15 protein-coding genes are annotated in these 16,922 nt (G+C 44.9%); 5 read left to right on the top strand and 10 right to left on the bottom strand.

All coding sequences use genetic code 11. From position 1 onward, the window contains the following. Positions 1-49: 49 nt before the first annotated feature. Entirely contained in the window at positions 50-574 is a 525-nt protein-coding gene (locus MMY95_RS00485) for a GNAT family N-acetyltransferase (RefSeq protein ID WP_003642615.1), read from the bottom strand. Positions 575-710: 136 nt separating this feature from the next. On the opposite strand from MMY95_RS00485, the gene MMY95_RS00480 reads away from it, so the two are divergent. Beyond that, positions 711-1,352: an SDR family oxidoreductase gene (locus tag MMY95_RS00480; protein ID WP_053267055.1), complete on the top strand. Its 642-nt coding sequence runs from the start codon at positions 711-713 to the stop codon at positions 1,350-1,352. Between the two features lie 158 nt (positions 1,353-1,510). Here MMY95_RS00480 and MMY95_RS00475 read toward each other — a convergent pair whose 3' ends face one another. Then, positions 1,511-2,407 (bottom strand): LysR family transcriptional regulator, encoded by an 897-nt coding sequence (locus MMY95_RS00475; RefSeq protein ID WP_003642617.1) that lies wholly within the window; start codon positions 2,405-2,407, stop codon positions 1,511-1,513. A 126-nt stretch (positions 2,408-2,533) separates the two neighbouring features. Here MMY95_RS00475 and MMY95_RS00470 point away from each other — a divergent pair, with 126 nt between their 5' ends. After that, complete coding sequence (locus tag MMY95_RS00470; protein WP_003644715.1) at positions 2,534-3,307, top strand: sulfite exporter TauE/SafE family protein; 774 nt, start codon at positions 2,534-2,536, stop codon at positions 3,305-3,307. A gap of 449 nt (positions 3,308-3,756) precedes the next feature. On the opposite strand, the gene dapA is transcribed toward MMY95_RS00470, so the two are convergent. Next, positions 3,757-4,626 carry a 4-hydroxy-tetrahydrodipicolinate synthase gene (gene dapA, locus MMY95_RS00465; protein ID WP_241277448.1) on the bottom strand — a complete coding sequence of 290 codons (870 nt, stop codon included), beginning with the start codon at positions 4,624-4,626 and terminating at the stop codon, positions 3,757-3,759. 4 nt (positions 4,627-4,630) lie between these two features. Next, complete coding sequence (locus MMY95_RS00460; RefSeq protein ID WP_016527267.1) at positions 4,631-5,803, bottom strand: aminotransferase class I/II-fold pyridoxal phosphate-dependent enzyme; 1,173 nt, start codon at positions 5,801-5,803, stop codon at positions 4,631-4,633. A 97-nt stretch (positions 5,804-5,900) separates the two neighbouring features. Here MMY95_RS00460 and MMY95_RS00455 point away from each other — a divergent pair, with 97 nt between their 5' ends. Then, entirely contained in the window at positions 5,901-7,265 is a 1,365-nt protein-coding gene (locus MMY95_RS00455) for a PLP-dependent aminotransferase family protein (RefSeq protein ID WP_003645892.1), read from the top strand. Positions 7,266-7,488: 223 nt separating this feature from the next. Here MMY95_RS00455 and zwf read toward each other — a convergent pair whose 3' ends face one another. The 4 genes from zwf to MMY95_RS00435 all read right to left on the bottom strand — a co-directional run bounded on the left by zwf (position 7,489) and on the right by MMY95_RS00435 (position 11,253). After that, positions 7,489-8,973: a glucose-6-phosphate dehydrogenase gene (zwf, locus tag MMY95_RS00450; protein ID WP_003644713.1), complete on the bottom strand. Its 1,485-nt coding sequence runs from the start codon at positions 8,971-8,973 to the stop codon at positions 7,489-7,491. Positions 8,974-9,090: 117 nt separating this feature from the next. Further along, positions 9,091-9,438 carry an SdpI family protein gene (locus tag MMY95_RS00445; protein WP_003642623.1) on the bottom strand — a complete coding sequence of 116 codons (348 nt, stop codon included), beginning with the start codon at positions 9,436-9,438 and terminating at the stop codon, positions 9,091-9,093. A 407-nt stretch (positions 9,439-9,845) separates the two neighbouring features. Then, entirely contained in the window at positions 9,846-10,790 is a 945-nt protein-coding gene (locus MMY95_RS00440) for an NADP-dependent oxidoreductase (protein ID WP_003645894.1), read from the bottom strand. Between the two features lie 85 nt (positions 10,791-10,875). Then, positions 10,876-11,253 (bottom strand): MerR family transcriptional regulator, encoded by a 378-nt coding sequence (locus MMY95_RS00435; protein WP_003645895.1) that lies wholly within the window; start codon positions 11,251-11,253, stop codon positions 10,876-10,878. 331 nt (positions 11,254-11,584) lie between these two features. On the opposite strand from MMY95_RS00435, the gene MMY95_RS00430 reads away from it, so the two are divergent. Both MMY95_RS00430 and MMY95_RS00425 read left to right on the top strand, forming a co-directional pair. After that, the gene (locus tag MMY95_RS00430; RefSeq protein WP_003645896.1) at positions 11,585-12,748 is read left to right on the top strand and encodes an MFS transporter; all 1,164 of its coding nucleotides are present in this window, start codon (positions 11,585-11,587) and stop codon (positions 12,746-12,748) included. A gap of 157 nt (positions 12,749-12,905) precedes the next feature. Further along, positions 12,906-14,498 carry a sodium:proton antiporter gene (locus MMY95_RS00425; protein ID WP_003642627.1) on the top strand — a complete coding sequence of 531 codons (1,593 nt, stop codon included), beginning with the start codon at positions 12,906-12,908 and terminating at the stop codon, positions 14,496-14,498. 107 nt (positions 14,499-14,605) lie between these two features. Here MMY95_RS00425 and nrdI read toward each other — a convergent pair whose 3' ends face one another. Together nrdI and MMY95_RS00415 are read right to left on the bottom strand one after the other, a co-directional pair. Continuing rightward, entirely contained in the window at positions 14,606-15,091 is a 486-nt protein-coding gene (gene nrdI / locus MMY95_RS00420; RefSeq protein ID WP_202861124.1) for a class Ib ribonucleoside-diphosphate reductase assembly flavoprotein NrdI, read from the bottom strand. Positions 15,092-15,398: 307 nt separating this feature from the next. Then, the gene (locus MMY95_RS00415; RefSeq protein WP_241277447.1) at positions 15,399-16,754 is read right to left on the bottom strand and encodes a hemolysin family protein; all 1,356 of its coding nucleotides are present in this window, start codon (positions 16,752-16,754) and stop codon (positions 15,399-15,401) included. Positions 16,755-16,922: the final 168 nt, after the last annotated feature.

The raw sequence follows: 16,922 nt of genomic DNA, 5'->3' as shown, positions 1-16,922 counted from the left end.
TTAAAGCGTTCGTGATGTTTAAAGCCAAATGCCGCGTGGCTGACAAATATTAGGATAGTAGTAACTGATAAGCATTCCGTTGATCGTTGTTGTCATGATTCATGTAGACGATACCACGGTATTCGAAGCCAGCTTTGGTAATAATGTGTTGCATTCGCTTGTTTAACAAGTGCGTATCAATTCGGAGTTGACGAAAGCCGAGTTGGTAACTCATGGTAATGAGATTGCTAAAGTAAAAGTCAGTCAGATGTTGTCCGTGGTAACCATTGGCAATAGCAATACGGTGAATCGAGGCATAGCGGTGGTTCTCAGTAGGCGCCCAGCTGCCATCATAAATAATAGCGTAATTGGGGTCAGGTGTTGTTAGCAGTGCAGCCGTCCCAGCAATCTGATCATCGACAATGAGTACCCAGGCAATTCTAGCATCAATGTCAGCCTGAATATCAGCAGCTAACGGGTAACCATCTTGCCATTGGGGAATCTGATCGGCAGCCAAGGCGTGTTTGCCCTGTTCGATAATAGCCATCATGGCTGGTAAGTCAGCACTAGTAGCTTGACGAATATATTTTGACATGAATTATCACTACTCTCGTTTAGATGCTCATATTATAAGCCAATTTTGTAAACTGGACAAATCAGGAACAGAATGATACTTTTTTGTCCTGGTAAGCTTTATAATGAAACTTAACTAAAGGACAGGAGTGACCCAGATGAAAATCTTTGTGATTGGTGCCCATGGGCAGATTGGTAAGAAAATCATTTCCAAGTTAGTTGCCCAAGGTGACCAAGTGTACGCGGGTATTCGCCAACCAGAACAGGCTGAGGCTTTCGAGGATGCTGGTGCGCAGCCAGTACAATTCAATTTGATGGCTCAGCCTGAAGATTTAGCGTTGGCTTTTAATGGTATGGATGCCATTGTTTTTGCAGCCGGATCAGGTGGTCAAACGGGTTATGATATGACTTTAATGATTGACTTGGATGGGGCTGTCAAATCAATGGTCGCAGCCAAAATTGCCGGCGTTAAACGCTACGTAATTATTAGTGCTGAATTTACACCGGATCGGAGTCGTTGGCCACGAGCATTACAACCGTACTACGTGGCAAAGTATTATGCTGACGAATGGTTAAAAAACAGAACCCAATTGGATTACACCATTTTACAACCAGGTACGCTGATCAATGATGCCGGTACTGGCAAAGTAACCGTTAACCCTGACGTTGGCGGTGAGATTACGCGTGATGATGTCGCAACTTTTACAGTTCAAACGCTACACACCCCTGCAACGGTCGGTAAAACCATTGCGTTGATCAATGGCGATACCCCAATCTCGAAGGCTGTTCAACAAGCTTAATCTGAGGTTGAGACGGGTTAGCGACCATGATAGGTTACTAAAACTTGTCTGTTTAATGACCTGCATTTGGCGACCTAACTTGACGTACAGTCGTTATAAAATCCACCGTGTGAGCTTATCATATTGATAAACTTACACGGTGGATTTTTAGGTGCTGGTTAGTATGCGTGCCAATCGACGGATTGAAAAGCAGCGGTCAGTCGTTGGATCAGGTCGGCTTGGGTTGGACTAAACGTCATTGAGTGGCGGTACGCAACGCCGACATTGAACGTGGGCGCTTGCGCGTCAGTTAGGGGGAGCCGCTGTAATCCCGCCGGTAATTGGACGGCGTTACTCAATAAGGCAATGCCCACATGCTGACGAACCATGTTTAAGATACTGCCGATTTCGTTGGATTCAAAGACAATCGTTGGCCGAACATGATTTTGATGACTGAGTTGACGAAACGCCTGGCGGTGGACAAAGTTATCTTTGAGCGCCACAAAATGCTGATGACGCAACGATCTGAACTGAAGTTGTGAGTTGGTTGCTAGCGGATCGTCAGTTGGTACAACAATACTAAATGACTGGGTGTCAAACGTCGTGAGTTGAATGGTCGTATCCGTGAATTCATTGAGGTAAGCAAGTACGGCTAAGTCTAATTGTCCGTTTTTTAATCCTTTGAGCGCCGCGAGTGAACCTTGACTGATAGGTTGAATCTGGCTGAATAAAGCCTGTGGTAATTGACTTGCAATCCGGGGAAAGTAGTTGATTTCAATGATTGGCGGCATCCCGATGACAAGTTGATCGGTTGTGGTGTGGGCAACTTCTTGGCACATCAGTTGGTGCTCTAATAGGATCTGATTGGCGTGTCGTTGGACTTGAATCCCGGTCGTGGTGAGTGCCACGGGTAAGTGGGGATTAGCCCGAATTAGTAATTGTGTTTTCAGTTCGGTCTCCAAGCGCCGAATAGCAGCCGAAATGGTCGGTTGACTAACGTGAAATTGGGCTGCAACTAATGAAAAATTTTTCAGCTGAGTTAACGAAACATAATATTGCAAATCTTTAATATTCATTTTAAAGTCCTTATTTAATTGATGCTTAATTGTTAGTATTATGATTTGTTATTATAACATGGTTATTTGACTATGGTAATCGTTGTGGCTATTGTAGGGCTATTAAGAGAGAAGGGAACGTTGTACATGTTTACGTTCGGAGAGTTAATCGTTATTTTAGTCGTTGTTGGGATTGTTGCGGGTATCGTTAGCACTGCAGCGGGGTTAGCGTCGCTGGTTTCGTACCCGGTCCTACTGGCGCTGGGACTGCCGCCCGTTACGGCTAATGTCACTAACACCGTGGGTTTAGTCTTTACTAGCTTTGGAGCCGTGCCGGCCTCACGCCGGGAACTACGGGGGCATGGTCAGGAATTGAAGACGCTCATCCCGCTGACTTTAGTTGGGAGTATTGTTGGGGCAATTCTGTTATTTATTATCCCGGCAGCGACCTTTGCGAAGGTCGTCCCATTTTTTATTTTGATTGCGGGAATTTTAGTGCTGATTCCTCGTCATATTCATATTAAACAGCCCGGTGAAATTGTTGTGACACCTAAATGGATGACGGCTTTAGCTTGGTTGGGCATCTTTTTAGTCGGAGCTTATACGGGGTATTTTGGTGCTGCGGGTGGTGTCTTGATGTTGTCGATCCTGTCTTTCACGAGTGCCGCACCGTTCGTCGTCTATAATGCTCAGAAAAATCTGGCGTTGGGTTTAGCCAATATTGTTTCAGCCGTTGTTTATGGCCTACAAACGCCAATTCAGTGGCGCTATGTATTACCCTTAGGCATTGGTTTTCTAATTGGTGGTAGCTTAGGACCACGAATTGTACGCCACTTACCTGCCAGATTACTTAAAATTGTGATTGGAATCGGGGCATTGGGACTGGCGGCCAGTTTGTTCAAATCGGCTTATGGATTGTGAGTGAAAATGAAGTTAGTGGGGACAAACTCAATAGCAATGTTAAGGCTGGTAAACTTACTTACGTTACGATCTTGAAATTAAGTCATCGGGTCTAAATCAGCGTTTGGGCTGATACTATCAGGCAAAACTGCAGGTAACCTGAAATGGGGAGGGTTTGACCCGGTTGGCTGATCCCTGATGATGAAACAAAAAAGACTTTCAAGCCGTGCCTTGAAAGTCTTTTTTGATTATCCCAATGAGAACTTTAATCGTGATGGCGTGAACGTGTCCCTAAAAAGTAAGCACCAACGGCTAACAGAATCAGTAAGCTGATAATGCCCAAGCCGCCACCCATCCACATAAAGGGCATACCGCCAGTAAAAGCCCAACCGCACATCATGGTCACCACTTTCCTAATTATTTTAGTTTCAGTATACGCGCTTTTGCCAGGTACTACCAACCGTTCTGCATTATTTTAAGCTGTTGAGTAGTTGACTTTGTTCATTGGTGGTTAACGGTAAAATTGGTAGGCGCGTGCTTCCGACTAACCAGTGTTGGGCGTTCAGCGCCGCTTTGACGGGTGCCGGTGAGGGTTGTGTGAATAGTGCTGCCATCTTCGGCATTAAACGTCGTTGAATTTGCCCTGCTTGGGTGATATCGCCGTGGTTCAAGGCGCGGCGCATCGTCGCCATTTCATTTCCAAATAAATGACTCGCCACTGAAATCGTTCCCTGACCACCCAAGACGAGGGTGGTCAAGCTCTGAGCATCTTCGCCCGTGTAAACGAGAAAATCTTTAGGCGCCTTTTCAACAATTGCGGCCAATTCTTCATCGGAACCACATTGTTTGATTCCAATAATGTTGGGGTTGTGGGCCAACGTCAGAATAGTCGTGACCGTCATCTTAACGCCTACGCGACCGGGAATATTATAAATTATAATGGGCAAGTCTGATTTTTCGGCAATGGCTGTAAAATGCGCCATCATCCCGGTTTGGTTGGGTTTGTTATAGGGCGGGACAACGACGAGGGCGGCGTCGATGCCCTCGATTTGACTGACAATGTGGGTGAAATGAATTGTGGCGGCAGTGTCATTGGTCCCCGTATTAGCGATGATTGGAACTCGCCCAGCAACGATCCTAGCTGTCTGCGTGTATAAATCTCGTTTTTCAGCGATGCTCAACGTGGGGCCTTCGCCAGTCGTGCCCCCGACTAATAAGACGTCCGTGCCAGTTGCAAGTAAGTGTTCGATCAGTTGCTCTAAGCGGTGGAAATCAATGTGTTGTTGGTCATCAAATGGGGTGACCATAGCGGTAATCAGGTGTGCGGATGCTAAATTCATGTGGCTAATCCTCCTGTGTGGTAGTTTGGGCGCGCCATAAGGCTAAACGATTTAGCCCTTCGCGTAGTGCCGATTGACTGGCTGCATAACTTATCCGGAACCAACCCTCGCCACTCGTACCAAATGCTGAGCCAGGAACGACAGCAACTTGGGCCTCGTGTGCGAGTCGGGTCGCAAAGTCCCAGCTGGTGCCTTGGAAATCCTGTGGTAGCTGGACAAAGATATAGAATGCGCCCGTCGGATAGATATAATTGAATCCAATTTCACTCAGACGTTTGACGACGTAATCGCGGCGTGTTTGATAGACGTCACGCATTTCTGAGCCATCATCCAGACCATGGGTAAGTGCTTCGATACCAGCCGCTTGGGTGATTGAACTCGTTGAAGTAACGAGGTACTGGTGGGTCTTCTTCATCTCGGTAATCAAGTTACTTGGGGCCATGATGAATCCCAGTCGCCAACCAGTCATGGCATGCGATTTGGAGAGGCCATTGATTGTGATCGTTTTGCTTGGATATAGTGTGGCAAAAGCAGTATGGGGCTGTTCATAGGTTAGTTCACTGTAAATCTCATCGCTAATAACGTAGATTCCGGCGGTAGCAATGACGGCTTGCAAAGCCCGTAATTCATCATCAGTGTACGTGACGCCGGTGGGGTTGGTCGGGTAGTTTAGAATTAAGGCCTTGACGTGGTCGCGACGGTGATCATCTAGCGCAGCTTGTAACGCACTGGGTGTTAATTTATAACCCGTTGCGGTTGTGTCAATGGGAGCTAATTGTGCGTTTGCGATGTCAACGACGGGTTGATAGCTCGTGTAAGCCGGTGTTGGCAATAAGACGGTATCGCCAGGATTAAGTAAAGTGAGCAGGGTCGTTGCCACGGCTTCACTAGCGCCGACTGTTGCAATGATTTGCTCAGGTGCATAGGTGAGTTGGTATTTCTGTTGAAAGTAGTGACTCGCAGCATCTTGCAAAGCGGCAAATCCCATTAGTGGCGAGTAGTGTGTCCAATCATTATGAATAGCTTGAATTGCCGCTTTTTTTACGTGACTTGGGGTGGGTAAGTCAGGTTCGCCGACCGTTAATCTGATAATATCGGGAATTTGACTGATTGCTTCATCGAAGCGTCGGATGCCAGAGACTTGAATTTGTTGGATCCGAATATTTGTATTCATCATTAGGACCTTCCTCTCAACGTGATTACCGTTTATAATAAACAACAATCGTCCGGCTATAAATAGACAATTTTGATAAAAATGAAAGGACAGTTGTGTGATGCCATTAAATCGTCAGTCAACGACACCGTTATATATTCAGTTATACCAGCAGATGCGTGATGACTATGATGCTACTCAAGCCAACCACCAGTTATGGTCAATTCGTAAAATGGCACAAAATTTGGGAGTTTCCAAGACCACTGTCGAACAAGCTTACGATCAGTTGCTAGCAGAGGGCTATGTTTATACCGTTCCCGGGAGTGGCTACTTTTATCGCGATCGGACACACTGGCCAGCAGCTAAACAGGCGCTGGAGACTGTGCCACAGCCCACTAAACCCAGGGCGTTCACTTATGATTTTCGGTATGGTGTGACTCAGTTGTTATCGCCAAGTTGGAACGCTTGGAAACGGGCTGTCCGACTAGCGTTGCGTCAGACTGAGCAGCAACCAACGGCCGTTTATCCGGATGCGCAGGGCTTACCGGCTTTACGTGAAAACTTGGTTCGATTTTTGAAAACGACTCGTGGTGTGCGGTGCACAGCGGACCAGATTGTCATCACGAGTGGGGCTAAGGCAGGTCTCAGTATTCTACTTAGTATCTTGCCACGCGGAACGGTCGGAATTGAGAATCCAGGCTACCGCGGTTTATCCGAATTGGCGGCTAGTTATGGACAGACGGCGGTCCCCATCAGAGTGACGGAAGATGGGCTCGATTTGACACAAGTTCGTGCGCGTAATTCTCAGATCATTTATACGACCCCTGGCCATCAATTTCCATTAGGAGTCGTCTTGCCCATCGAGAAACGATTAGCGTTGTTACAATGGGCGGGGACTCAGCATCTCATCATTGAGGATGATTATGATAGTGAATACCGATACAGTGCGCACCCATTACCCGCGCTACAGTCGCTAGCAACGGCTAATCAGGTGGCTTATTTGGGGACATTTTCGCGGGGAATTGATCCGACATTACGGATGGGATATTTGGTCTTACCACCACAACTGGTGGCAACTTATCATCAACGGTATCAATATCGGGCTGAAATGGTGGCCGGCCTGTTACAACAAGCAATGGCTAATTATTTTGAAGATGGGGCGTATTATCGGCACCTTAGTCGAAACCGAGCTGCTAATCGACAAAAGTATCGGGTACTTTGTCACCAGTTAGCGCAAACTAAGCAGATCCGACCAATTGCAACCGGCGCGGGGGTACACTTAGTTGTTCAGATTCCAGGCATTGCACAGGCTAAATTATTAGAAGCCCTAGAACGGCAACAGGTTCGGATTTATCCGCTTAACTCCAATTGGCGCGACATGCCCACGGCGGACTATTACTTGTTAGGGTTTGCCGGGCTGACACTGTCAGAGTTGACGACCGGTGTCAAACGGTTGATTCAAGTTTGTGAACAACTGGTAGGGTAGGCGTTTATAAGCGGAATGGGTGGTGTTAGGGATTATTGCGACGCTAGTTAAGCTAATCCGCAGGCGCAATCCCGAAGAGCAAAATAAACGTGTATTGCCGATGGGCAGCAACCCATCCAATTGTTAAAGCGATATAAAAAGGACCAGTTATCAACACGTTGTTAGGCAAGTGTTGGTAACTGGTTCTTTTAATTAAGCCATTTAAGTGAATACGCTAGGACGGCTAGTTGCGGTAGACCCAGCGGTGACCATCTTGACGTAATAATTCATCGGCCGCATCTGGTCCCATTGTACCAGGGCGGTAGTTTGGAAATTCGGGTTGATGTTCATCCCAGTATTTTTGAATGACGTCAACGAATTTCCACGAATCGGCAACCTCTTGCCAGTGGGTGAAGTTGGTTGCGTCGCCATTTAAGGCATCGTGAAGCAAACGTTCGTAAGCTTCTGGGCTACCAGCCGTGGCTTCAGCATCGTGAGAATAATTCAACTTGACCGGGGTGGTTGCGAAGCCTTGGCCGATTGCTTTAGCATTCATGCGGAGCTCGAAGCCTTCAGTCGGTTCAACGTTGATTGTCAAGATGTTTGGATCGAGACTGGTTGCTGCGTCGTCATTAGCTCGGACGTCTTCATGATTGAAGATATTGACGACTGGCCGTTTGAACACCACGTCGATTCGCGTGAACTTATCGGCTAAGCGTTTCCCAGTCCGGATGTAAAACGGCACTCCGGACCACCGATAATTATCGATCATGACTTTACCAGCGACGAAAGTATCGGTGTTAGAATCTGATGAAATCTTATCTTCGTCGCGGTAAGCTTTAGCATCATCGCCGGCACCGTATTGACCACGGACAAAGTTGGTTGCGACTTCTTCTGGTTTAAGTGGTCGTAAGCTCCGTAAAGCCTTGACCTTTTCCACGTCGATATCATTTTCAGTGAATTCAACTGGTTGATCCATTGTTAACAGACTCAAAATTTGCAAAATGTGATTTTGGACCATATCCCGCAAGGCACCGCTGTTATCATAGTAAACGGCCCGTTCTTCGACACCCAGTTTTTCACTTAACGTAATTTGGACATTGTCGATGTAACGGTTGTTCCATAATGATTCCCAAATATTATTGCCAAAACGAATGGCCGTGATATTTTGAATCATTTCCTTACCAAGGTAGTGGTCAATTCGATAAATCTGATTTTCGTTAAAAGTAGCCGTTAATTGGTCGTTAAGTTCCTTGGCACTTTCATAATCATGACCAAAAGGCTTTTCGATAATGACGCGGTTAAAACCGTTATCTGTCAGAATATTTTCGGAACGTAAGTGTTGGGCAATCGTACCGAAGAAGTTTGGTGCCATTGCTAAGTAGAAGATCCGGTTGCCTTGTAAACCATATTGGGCGTCCAGCTTTTCTGATAATTTTTTCAAAGTTCGGTAATGTTCAGCATCAGTAACGTCATGCGATTGATAATAAAAATGGCTCGCAAATTGCGTCACCGTTTCCTGATCAGCATTCAGATCAGCTAGGGAGTCACTAATAACTTCATGATAGTGATCATCAGTCCAAGGACGCCGAGCCGTCCCAATAACGGCAAAGTGGTCCTTGAGATAGCCCTTTTGATAGAGCTTAAATAGTGACGGGTACAGTTTACGCTGTGCGAGGTCACCAGTACCGCCAAAGATGGTGAATAAGGCAATTTTTTCGTTACTCATCAATTTCACTTCTTTACTAAGAATATTTTAAACCAAGTACTTGTTCATAAGCATTAATTCAGATTAAACTACCGTATTAATATTAAACCATACGTGGTGATGGTCAATTATAAAGTACTAATGTTGCGGAGATTTTGGGAACTGGTGTTTCAGTTCACGCTCAGTTGCAACGTTTTGCATGATCAAACCAACCGCTAAGGCGATGGCTTGAAAATTAAAGCTTTGCAATAGCGGAATCTTGAACAGACCACCAATAATCGCGCCGATTAACAAAATGGAAAAGATTTCGATGCCAAACATTGAATAGAAGCGTTGTGCGAACCGCCATGTTTCCTCATTTTCAATCGCGCGTCGCGACATGTAGCCAGCGAGTGAGCGCATCTTAGGCATTCGCACGCGTTGATAGATCCAGAGCAACAGAATCACTAGGAAGCCTAACGCCAAGCCAAAGTTGTTATTCGCCATGTTGTCACCTCAATTGTTGAAAGATTACACCGGTTGGCAGTGTTTAATTATATTATAACAATCATCAGGGGTGGTAGTCGACAATCAGGTTCAAAAACCGGACATTTCAATATTAATTTTTATGGATTGTCGAATTAATATTAGTACGACCTGGTTGAGACAGTTTGAACTTAGTTCAAATTCATCATGGCATCGTGAATTATAACTGGTTGTTAAGTGTGCTGCGAAGTTTAAAGTGATTCATTAAATTAAATTGGTTGGTTTGCTACCAAGTGTGCCATGGCTAATTGGGCCGCTAAAATAAAAATGAACGTTCAGAAGTCCTTCGAACTCTGAACGTTCATTTTTACAGTGGGACTAGCTACTAAGAATGGTGCCGGAAGATATTTATCGAGTAGCAGGATTGGTTAATCCGTCACGTGAATGACGATTTTACCCGTCGTATGGCGACTTTCGATGGATCGATGACCCTTAATGACATTGGCTACGGAGAACGGTAATGTCGCAACGGTTAGCTTCACTTGACCGCTGACAACTAATTGGGCTAAGTCGGCTAGGTCTTGTGATGAGCCTTGGGTGAACTGAAAGGCAACTTTTTTCTGTTGATCATGTTGCTGCTCGTCCGTCGGTTGGCCGGCAATGGTTGCGAGCTGGCCGTCAGCTTTTAGGACCTTGAGACCAGTATCAATATCACCAACGGTGTCAAAAACGGCATCATAGTCGTGCAAGACGGCGGCAGGATCGGTTTCGTGGTAATCAATGACTTCATCGGCCCCTAGGCGAGTTAACAAGTCACGGTGATTAGCACTAGCGGTGGTCGCGACGTAAGCGCCAAAGGCTTTAGCAATTTGAATTGCAAAGAGGCCAACACCACCAGCTCCACCCTGCACCAGAATCTTCTGTCCGGATTGCAGCTTAAGATTGTGCTTCATGCCGTAATAAGCGGTTAGTCCAGCGATTGGCAAAGCAGCAGCTTGATCAAATGATAAGCCTGCTGGGAGATGGGCTAATTCTTTAGTATTAACAGTAATAAATTCACCATAAGTGCCGTTATTAGCTGCGTGGGCAGGCGCGGCGGAACCAAACACAGCGTCACCGATGTTAAAACCAGTGACGGCCTTGCCCATTTTGGTAATGACACCAGCGAAATCCCAACCTAAGACCAATGGAAAGGCCCATAAGTCAGTAAAGGGTGAGGATAGGGCTCCCATCCGGCCAGCAATATCCATGGGATTGAGACTAAAGGCGTGAATCGCAACTTGAACTTCATCAGCTTGTGGTTCGGTCGTGGGCATGTCGACCATCGTAAATTCATCTGCGGAACCGTATTGGTTAATAGCAATTGTTTTCATAATATCGTAACCTTCTTTGATTAAGTGTGCCGTTAGTATAAACTATAGTGTCCACACGATAGCAAGTAAAAAGTAAAAAAGTTGGTTAATGATTTGGAGAAGCCTCAAAGTAAGCAATCTTATGTGCTAAAAACTGATCAGTTGCCTGTAATTGAGCGATTTGCTTTTTCACAGTAGCACGATATGCGCTCAGTTCTTGGATTCGCTGGGCCCGGTTTGGAATGTGGCCGTCACCGCTGAGTAGTTTTAGATCAAGGCCTAATTGCCGAAAAGTGGCAACGAATTGTAGACGCTCTAAATTTTGACGTGAATACTGTCGGTAGTTGTTGTGGTTGCGTGGTACGGGCCCAATCAACCGTTGTTGTTCATAATAACGGAGGGCGTCCTTGGTCATACCGGTGATGGCGACAACCTCTTTGGTACTAAATGCCGTTTGTTCGGCTGGAATGGTGAAAAGTCTCATGTCAATTGCTCCTTTTTGACTTTAGTATACACGTGGTCAGTGCTTCTCGGAACAATACTAAAACGGATGAAACGGCTCCGCGGAGTGGGGGCCGCATTTAGAATGCACCAAATGGTCAAAGCACGGGCCTAGGCTGCGACTACAGCGTTGCGATTGTAAACAACATGCAGTGTAAGACTTGATGCTAAGCGCGGCTTAAGTAAAAATGATTTCGTAGACTACTCAGCACCTTTTGCGACCTGATTGGTAGGTAAAAACGGTCAGGCGGCGTATACTATTTAGGGTATTGTTTTCTCAATGAATAAACTTAAATCAGAAATGTGGTGAGGAGATGCAAAAAGAAGTTCGGTTACGGTGGCTGTTTCTAGCCAATTTGCTGAATAATGCGGGTGCCGCTTTTATGTGGCCATTAACAACGGTCTACATGCATAATTATCTCAAACAAAGCTTGACGTTTTCGGGAATTATTCTTTTTTTGATGTCGTTGGCTATGATTGCTGGTAACTTTATTGGCGGGCGCTTGTTTGATCACTGGCGACCATATTATACAGCGCTACTTGGTGGTGGTATTTCGACCGCAATTTTAACAACGTTGATTTTCTGGCATAGTTTGTGGCCTTACGCGATTGGCTTGATCATTGTCGGCTTTGGTGATGGTATCAGCATGACAGTCGTCAATGCCTATGCCGCAACGGTAACGACTAGATCCAACCGGTATGTTTTTAACATGCTTTATTTAGCACTCAACGTTGGGGTCGTTATTGGGACATTATTGGTCGGTTACTTGTTGGAACTAGGTATCAATGTGGTGTTCATGGTGGCAACAGTTTGCTACCTTGGCCTTATGGCGATTACGCTAAGTACCTTTAACGTCACACCGACTGTTCGGACAGAGAAAGCTGCGCCGCAGAAGCGGGATGTGACGCCTAAAAATCACCGTCAATTAATCTGGATGATTTGTTTGATGATTTTCACCATTTATCTGAGTTATGCCTTATGGGAAAGTATTCTTTCCGTGCACATGACCAACTTGGGGATTCCGTTCCGCCGGTATAGTGAAGTTTGGACGATTAACGGGCTATTAATTATTGTGAGTCAGCCGATCGTGGCGTTATTCAACGAACGATTTAAGATTGGCACTCAGATTGGCTTGGGCATTACGCTATTTGCCTTATCATTCTTGGGATTAGTGTTTGCTCGGCAATACGTTGATTTTATTATTATCATGGTGGTTTTAACGATCGGTGAGGTCATTGGCTTACCGATTGCACCCGCCTGGGTCGATGATATGGCGGCTGATGATCAGCGCGGAAAATATCAAGGTCGATACAACATGGCTTTGTCATTGGGACGAGCTGTGGGACCATTGTTCGGTGGCATGATGGTGGCTCAGTTCTCCTACTCGTTATTGTTTATTACGGTGACTATCTTAATGTTAGGTAGTTTGGCGTTAGTCTTGTGGCGCGCCCGGCGAGAACACTTATTAAATGGTTAAGGAGCAGGTGGGCCCCGTGATATTAACAAAGCTTTTAAGGTCAAATGCCTTGAAAGCTTTTTTGATTCTTTGAAAGTGATGATGGAGACGATTGACGATACAATTTGAGCATTATCGGATAGAATAAATGAATTAATTAATAAAATGAGGTGAGTACGTGAATTTGATGGTTTCCAGTTTTATTCTGGTGTTGGCTGCGGTTGTTAGTATTTTTATTTCCCGGGTAATGCCGCAAATATCTGTGAACTACTTGAGTCTGATCGTCGGTATTGGCTTGTTTTTTATTCCAGTTTTGAGCAATCATATTGAAAACTTCAATTCTGAAATCTTTATTGGCCTGATTGTTGCGCCACTCCTGTTTTTTGAAGGACAAGCCACTCGACTGAATGCTGTTGGTAAGGAATTAAAGCACATTATCCAAACGACAGTTGGACTAGTCATTCTTGCCTTAATTGTCGCGGGATTTAGCTTGGCAGGACTGGGATTAGTCGGCTTGCCGTTAGCTTTTATTCTAGCGGCTATCAGTACGCCGACCGACGCCACGGCAATGGAATCGGTGACGAACGGTTTGGAGATGCCATCAACTGAGGGAACTTTTTTAAAAATGGAGTCGTTGTTTAATGATGCTTCTGGCATCATCTTATTGAACATGGCGGTTCTCTGGTATGCTAATGGCTATATTAACTATGGGCAAACGATTATTGATTTTATTATTTCAGCTGTGGGTGGGGTACTCTTTGGTTTTGTCAGTGCCTGGATCATGGTTCTGTTTCGGCAAGTATTGTTACGCTCTTCGTATAATTCGTTGAATGCGTCGCTGTTGATGTACGTGATTACGCCCTTTATTTTGTATTATGCTGCTGAGGCGATTCACGTTTCTGGAATCATTACGGTTGTGGTTGCGGGATTAGTGCATAATGCGGAAGCCCAACGAAGCCGGTTAATTAATGCACAACAAGTTCATTTTGCTTTTGACTTGGTGAGCATGATTACTGAAATCTTTAATAGCATGGTGTTTGTGGTTCTTGGATTCATGTTTATCAAAATTCTTGTTAACGAACAATTCGGGCATGGGTCCTTGAACTTTTTGTTGATTGGGCTTGTTCTGTATATTAGCAATGTGCTGGTGCGTTACAGCTATGGTCGGTTGCGGTTGAGTTTCAAAAATCGGCCCGCATGGATTTTTGCGTTAGGTGGCGTGCACGGTGCGGTAACGCTGGCCTTAGCCTATACGTTAACCGATACTGCGGTCGGACGTGGTGACTTTAACTTGGTTCTAATGGCTGCCAGTACGTTGATTATTCTGAGTATGGTCGTGCCGACGATTATTTTTCGCTGGTTGCTAAAGCCGGCGTTGACTGATGATGAGGCAACTAGTGAGATTGATCAGATTCGGGTGGCGATGGTTCACCACGCGATTGATACGGTTCAGAAAATGTATTTGCCGTCGAATGTGAAAGAATCCGTCATTTTTGATTTGATGACCCAGAAACAACGGACTAGGACTCGTGATTTTGCGCGTGCCTGGGTTGACGTTGTTCGGCGACCGGAATTTACTGGTGCAGAAAAAGAATTAGAGATGCGAGCATTTATGAATGCACTCGAACAAGAACGGCAATATTTGGATATGATTTCACAACGAGAGGTCAAGTATCAGAAGTACGTTTTTAAATTGTACAATGAAACCTTATTAGCGGAATCACTAGTCATCGGCCCCACGATATTTGATAAGGATAAGGCAACGGAATAGCGTGAAATCGTCGTTACTGAGGCGATTGGTCAACTTCGTGCTGTGAACACAATCAAGGTCCAAGTTAGCGAAAACTAACTTGGACCTTGATTGTTTGGTTAATTCGATTAAAAGGTTTGATTGTCTAAATAGGCGGCCAAACGGTCTTTCATCACGTTATAGACGCGTTCAGTATCAACGGCAGTCCCGCGAAGCTCATAATCCGCAATCATGTCCGTGTCAAGTTGTTCAGCATAACGCCGAGCGGTTAGACAGTACTGATCGTTAAAGTTACGGTTACCAGAACCAACAACTCCGAGACAGAACCGTGAGTTTTGATCGTAGTTAAGATATTCACCTAACACGTTGGTCATCAATTCCTTAACCCCATTGTCAATGCCGTTACCACCGTCAAGGTAGGTTGGGACAAAGGCGAAGTAGGGTTCAGTCTCAATGGCAAAGTCTGACTGTTCGGTGATTTCTTTTAAGGTAATTAACGGGTTGCTATCATCAGCTGCATGCTGGGTCTTGGCGTAATCCTGCATACCAGTGACAAATGAGCGGGTATTGCCTTCAATGGAGATATAAATGATATTGATTGTTGATTTACTCACAGCAGTTCCTCATTTCTGTTTTACATTAGTTTTAGTTTACGCTGGGCACTACTTAATTGCAAACGACTACGGCTCCGAATCGTCGCAGTTTGTCGTGATAACGGCCGGCTTAAGATAAACTTAATTTTTAGTAGGCTTTCCCTTAAATCAACCGCATCCAATTTATGTACAACAGGTTAGTGGCAATTCACACGACTTATCATATAAAAGTACCAAAGTTGACCAGTTGAAGTTCGCCGGATACAAAAAAATGGCCCCTAAGAAATCAACTTTCTTAAGTGCCATTTTAAGTAGTGCGTGTAAATATTTAGTCTTGTGTTTGATCGTCAGGTGTGCTATCCCTCTGGGCGCTAATCTCAAACCAATTGATATAAGCATTTTCAAAATCAAGCGCTTTGAAATTGAAGTTACCGATTTGAATCGTATCACCGGCTTGGATTTTAGGAAAATTATCCAAAATATAACCGGTCAAAGTGACAACATCGGAATCTTCAAATTCTTGTAAGTCGGTCTTGAAGTAGCGTTCAAAGTCGTAGATGGTCATCTTACCACTGATGCGGTAAGTGCCATCGGCCTGCTTTTCGATGTATTCGTTAGAAACATTGTCGATTTCGTCATTGACGGTTCCGAAAAGTTCTTCGTAAATATCCTTATCAGTGACGATCCCACTGGTCCCACCATATTCATCAACCACGACGACGATCGGCGTTTGTTTGTCGATCATCTTTTGGAGAATAGCTTGAATCGGTGTAGTTTCAGGAATTGTAATGATATTACGCAATAACTTATTGACCCGAATATCATCGTCAACTTCACCTTGGCGAATTAAGTCATAGTTATAAACGTAACCCAGAATCTTGTCCTTATCATTGTTAGCTACGACGGGTAAGCGGCTAAAGCGTTTCTGTAAATAAACGCGAATGGCTTGCTTGACGGTATCGTTGATATCAATCACAACTAGCTGAGTACGGTCGATCATGATATCCTTAGCGATCTTGTCATTGAACTCAAATGCCCGCTCCATGTAAAGGTAATCGTTACGTTCAAGCTCACCGCCAGTTACGGCATTTCGTGATAGGTTAAGAATTTCGGCTTGTGAATAAACATCATTATCTTCATTCGCAACTGGGATGCCTAACATTTTGACGACGCCAGCTGATGAGACATTCAACAACCATACAAAGGGGTAGAACATCACGTGGAACCACCGTAATGGTGTCGTAATGACTGCCATTACTTTGAGTGGCATGTCGATTGCGATATTTTTAGGCACGATTTCGGTTAAGACCACTTCTAAGTAGGTCAGTAGGAAAACCCCAATGACGATACTAATACCTCGTAATACCGTGGTTGAGACGGATAGGTTGAAGAGGGATAAGAAATCAAGCACAAAGTGTTCAGTTGTTTGTTCACCAATCCAACCTAAAATGATACCAGCTAACGAGACCCCCACTTGGGTGGTTGAAAGATACTCGTTAAGGTTGCGGACCATGTGCAAAGAAGTTGCGATCCGTTTTGACGGTTTATCACGTTTTTTTTGTTCTTCTTCGAGAGCGCTAGGGCGGGTCTGAACGAGTGCAAATTCACAGGCCACAAAGAAAGCCGCGACGAAGAACGTAATGACAATAATGACTAAATTTAAAATTATCTGGCCACTGTCCAAAGAAACATTCCTCATTTCATAATATTAGTTACTTTAAGTATAACGCGAAGTAGCTAATATTATAAGGCTTATCACCCGTTTTGTCAGCCCCCGCGACGGTTAATTAATTGGTCTATCGTAGTCAGCGGGCCTACTGGCAACCCTTTAAGCCCAAATAATGCGATTGCG

Source organism: Lactiplantibacillus sp. ME-2 (genome assembly GCF_022549155.1).
GTDB classification, from domain to species: Bacteria; Bacillota; Bacilli; order Lactobacillales; family Lactobacillaceae; genus Lactiplantibacillus; species Lactiplantibacillus plantarum.
This window is presented reverse-complemented; position numbering and strand designations above follow the sequence as displayed.

What these genes read in the sequence shown, in the direction of transcription:
- MMY95_RS00475 (WP_003642617.1), bottom strand. Translation starts at nt 2,407, where the DNA reads ATGAATATTAAAGATTTGCAATATTATGTTTCGTTAACTCAGCTGAAA.
- MMY95_RS00480 (WP_053267055.1), top strand. Translation starts at nt 711, where the DNA reads ATGAAAATCTTTGTGATTGGTGCCCATGGGCAGATTGGTAAGAAAATC.
- MMY95_RS00435 (WP_003645895.1), bottom strand. Translation starts at nt 11,253, where the DNA reads ATGAGACTTTTCACCATTCCAGCCGAACAAACGGCATTTAGTACCAAA.
- zwf (WP_003644713.1), bottom strand. Translation starts at nt 8,973, where the DNA reads ATGAGTAACGAAAAAATTGCCTTATTCACCATCTTTGGCGGTACTGGT.
- MMY95_RS00430 (WP_003645896.1), top strand. Translation starts at nt 11,585, where the DNA reads ATGCAAAAAGAAGTTCGGTTACGGTGGCTGTTTCTAGCCAATTTGCTG.
- MMY95_RS00470 (WP_003644715.1), top strand. Translation starts at nt 2,534, where the DNA reads ATGTTTACGTTCGGAGAGTTAATCGTTATTTTAGTCGTTGTTGGGATT.
- MMY95_RS00485 (WP_003642615.1), bottom strand. Translation starts at nt 574, where the DNA reads ATGTCAAAATATATTCGTCAAGCTACTAGTGCTGACTTACCAGCCATG.
- MMY95_RS00460 (WP_016527267.1), bottom strand. Translation starts at nt 5,803, where the DNA reads ATGATGAATACAAATATTCGGATCCAACAAATTCAAGTCTCTGGCATC.
- MMY95_RS00445 (WP_003642623.1), bottom strand. Translation starts at nt 9,438, where the DNA reads ATGGCGAATAACAACTTTGGCTTGGCGTTAGGCTTCCTAGTGATTCTG.
- dapA (WP_241277448.1), bottom strand. Translation starts at nt 4,626, where the DNA reads ATGAATTTAGCATCCGCACACCTGATTACCGCTATGGTCACCCCATTT.
- MMY95_RS00455 (WP_003645892.1), top strand. Translation starts at nt 5,901, where the DNA reads ATGCCATTAAATCGTCAGTCAACGACACCGTTATATATTCAGTTATAC.
- MMY95_RS00440 (WP_003645894.1), bottom strand. Translation starts at nt 10,790, where the DNA reads ATGAAAACAATTGCTATTAACCAATACGGTTCCGCAGATGAATTTACG.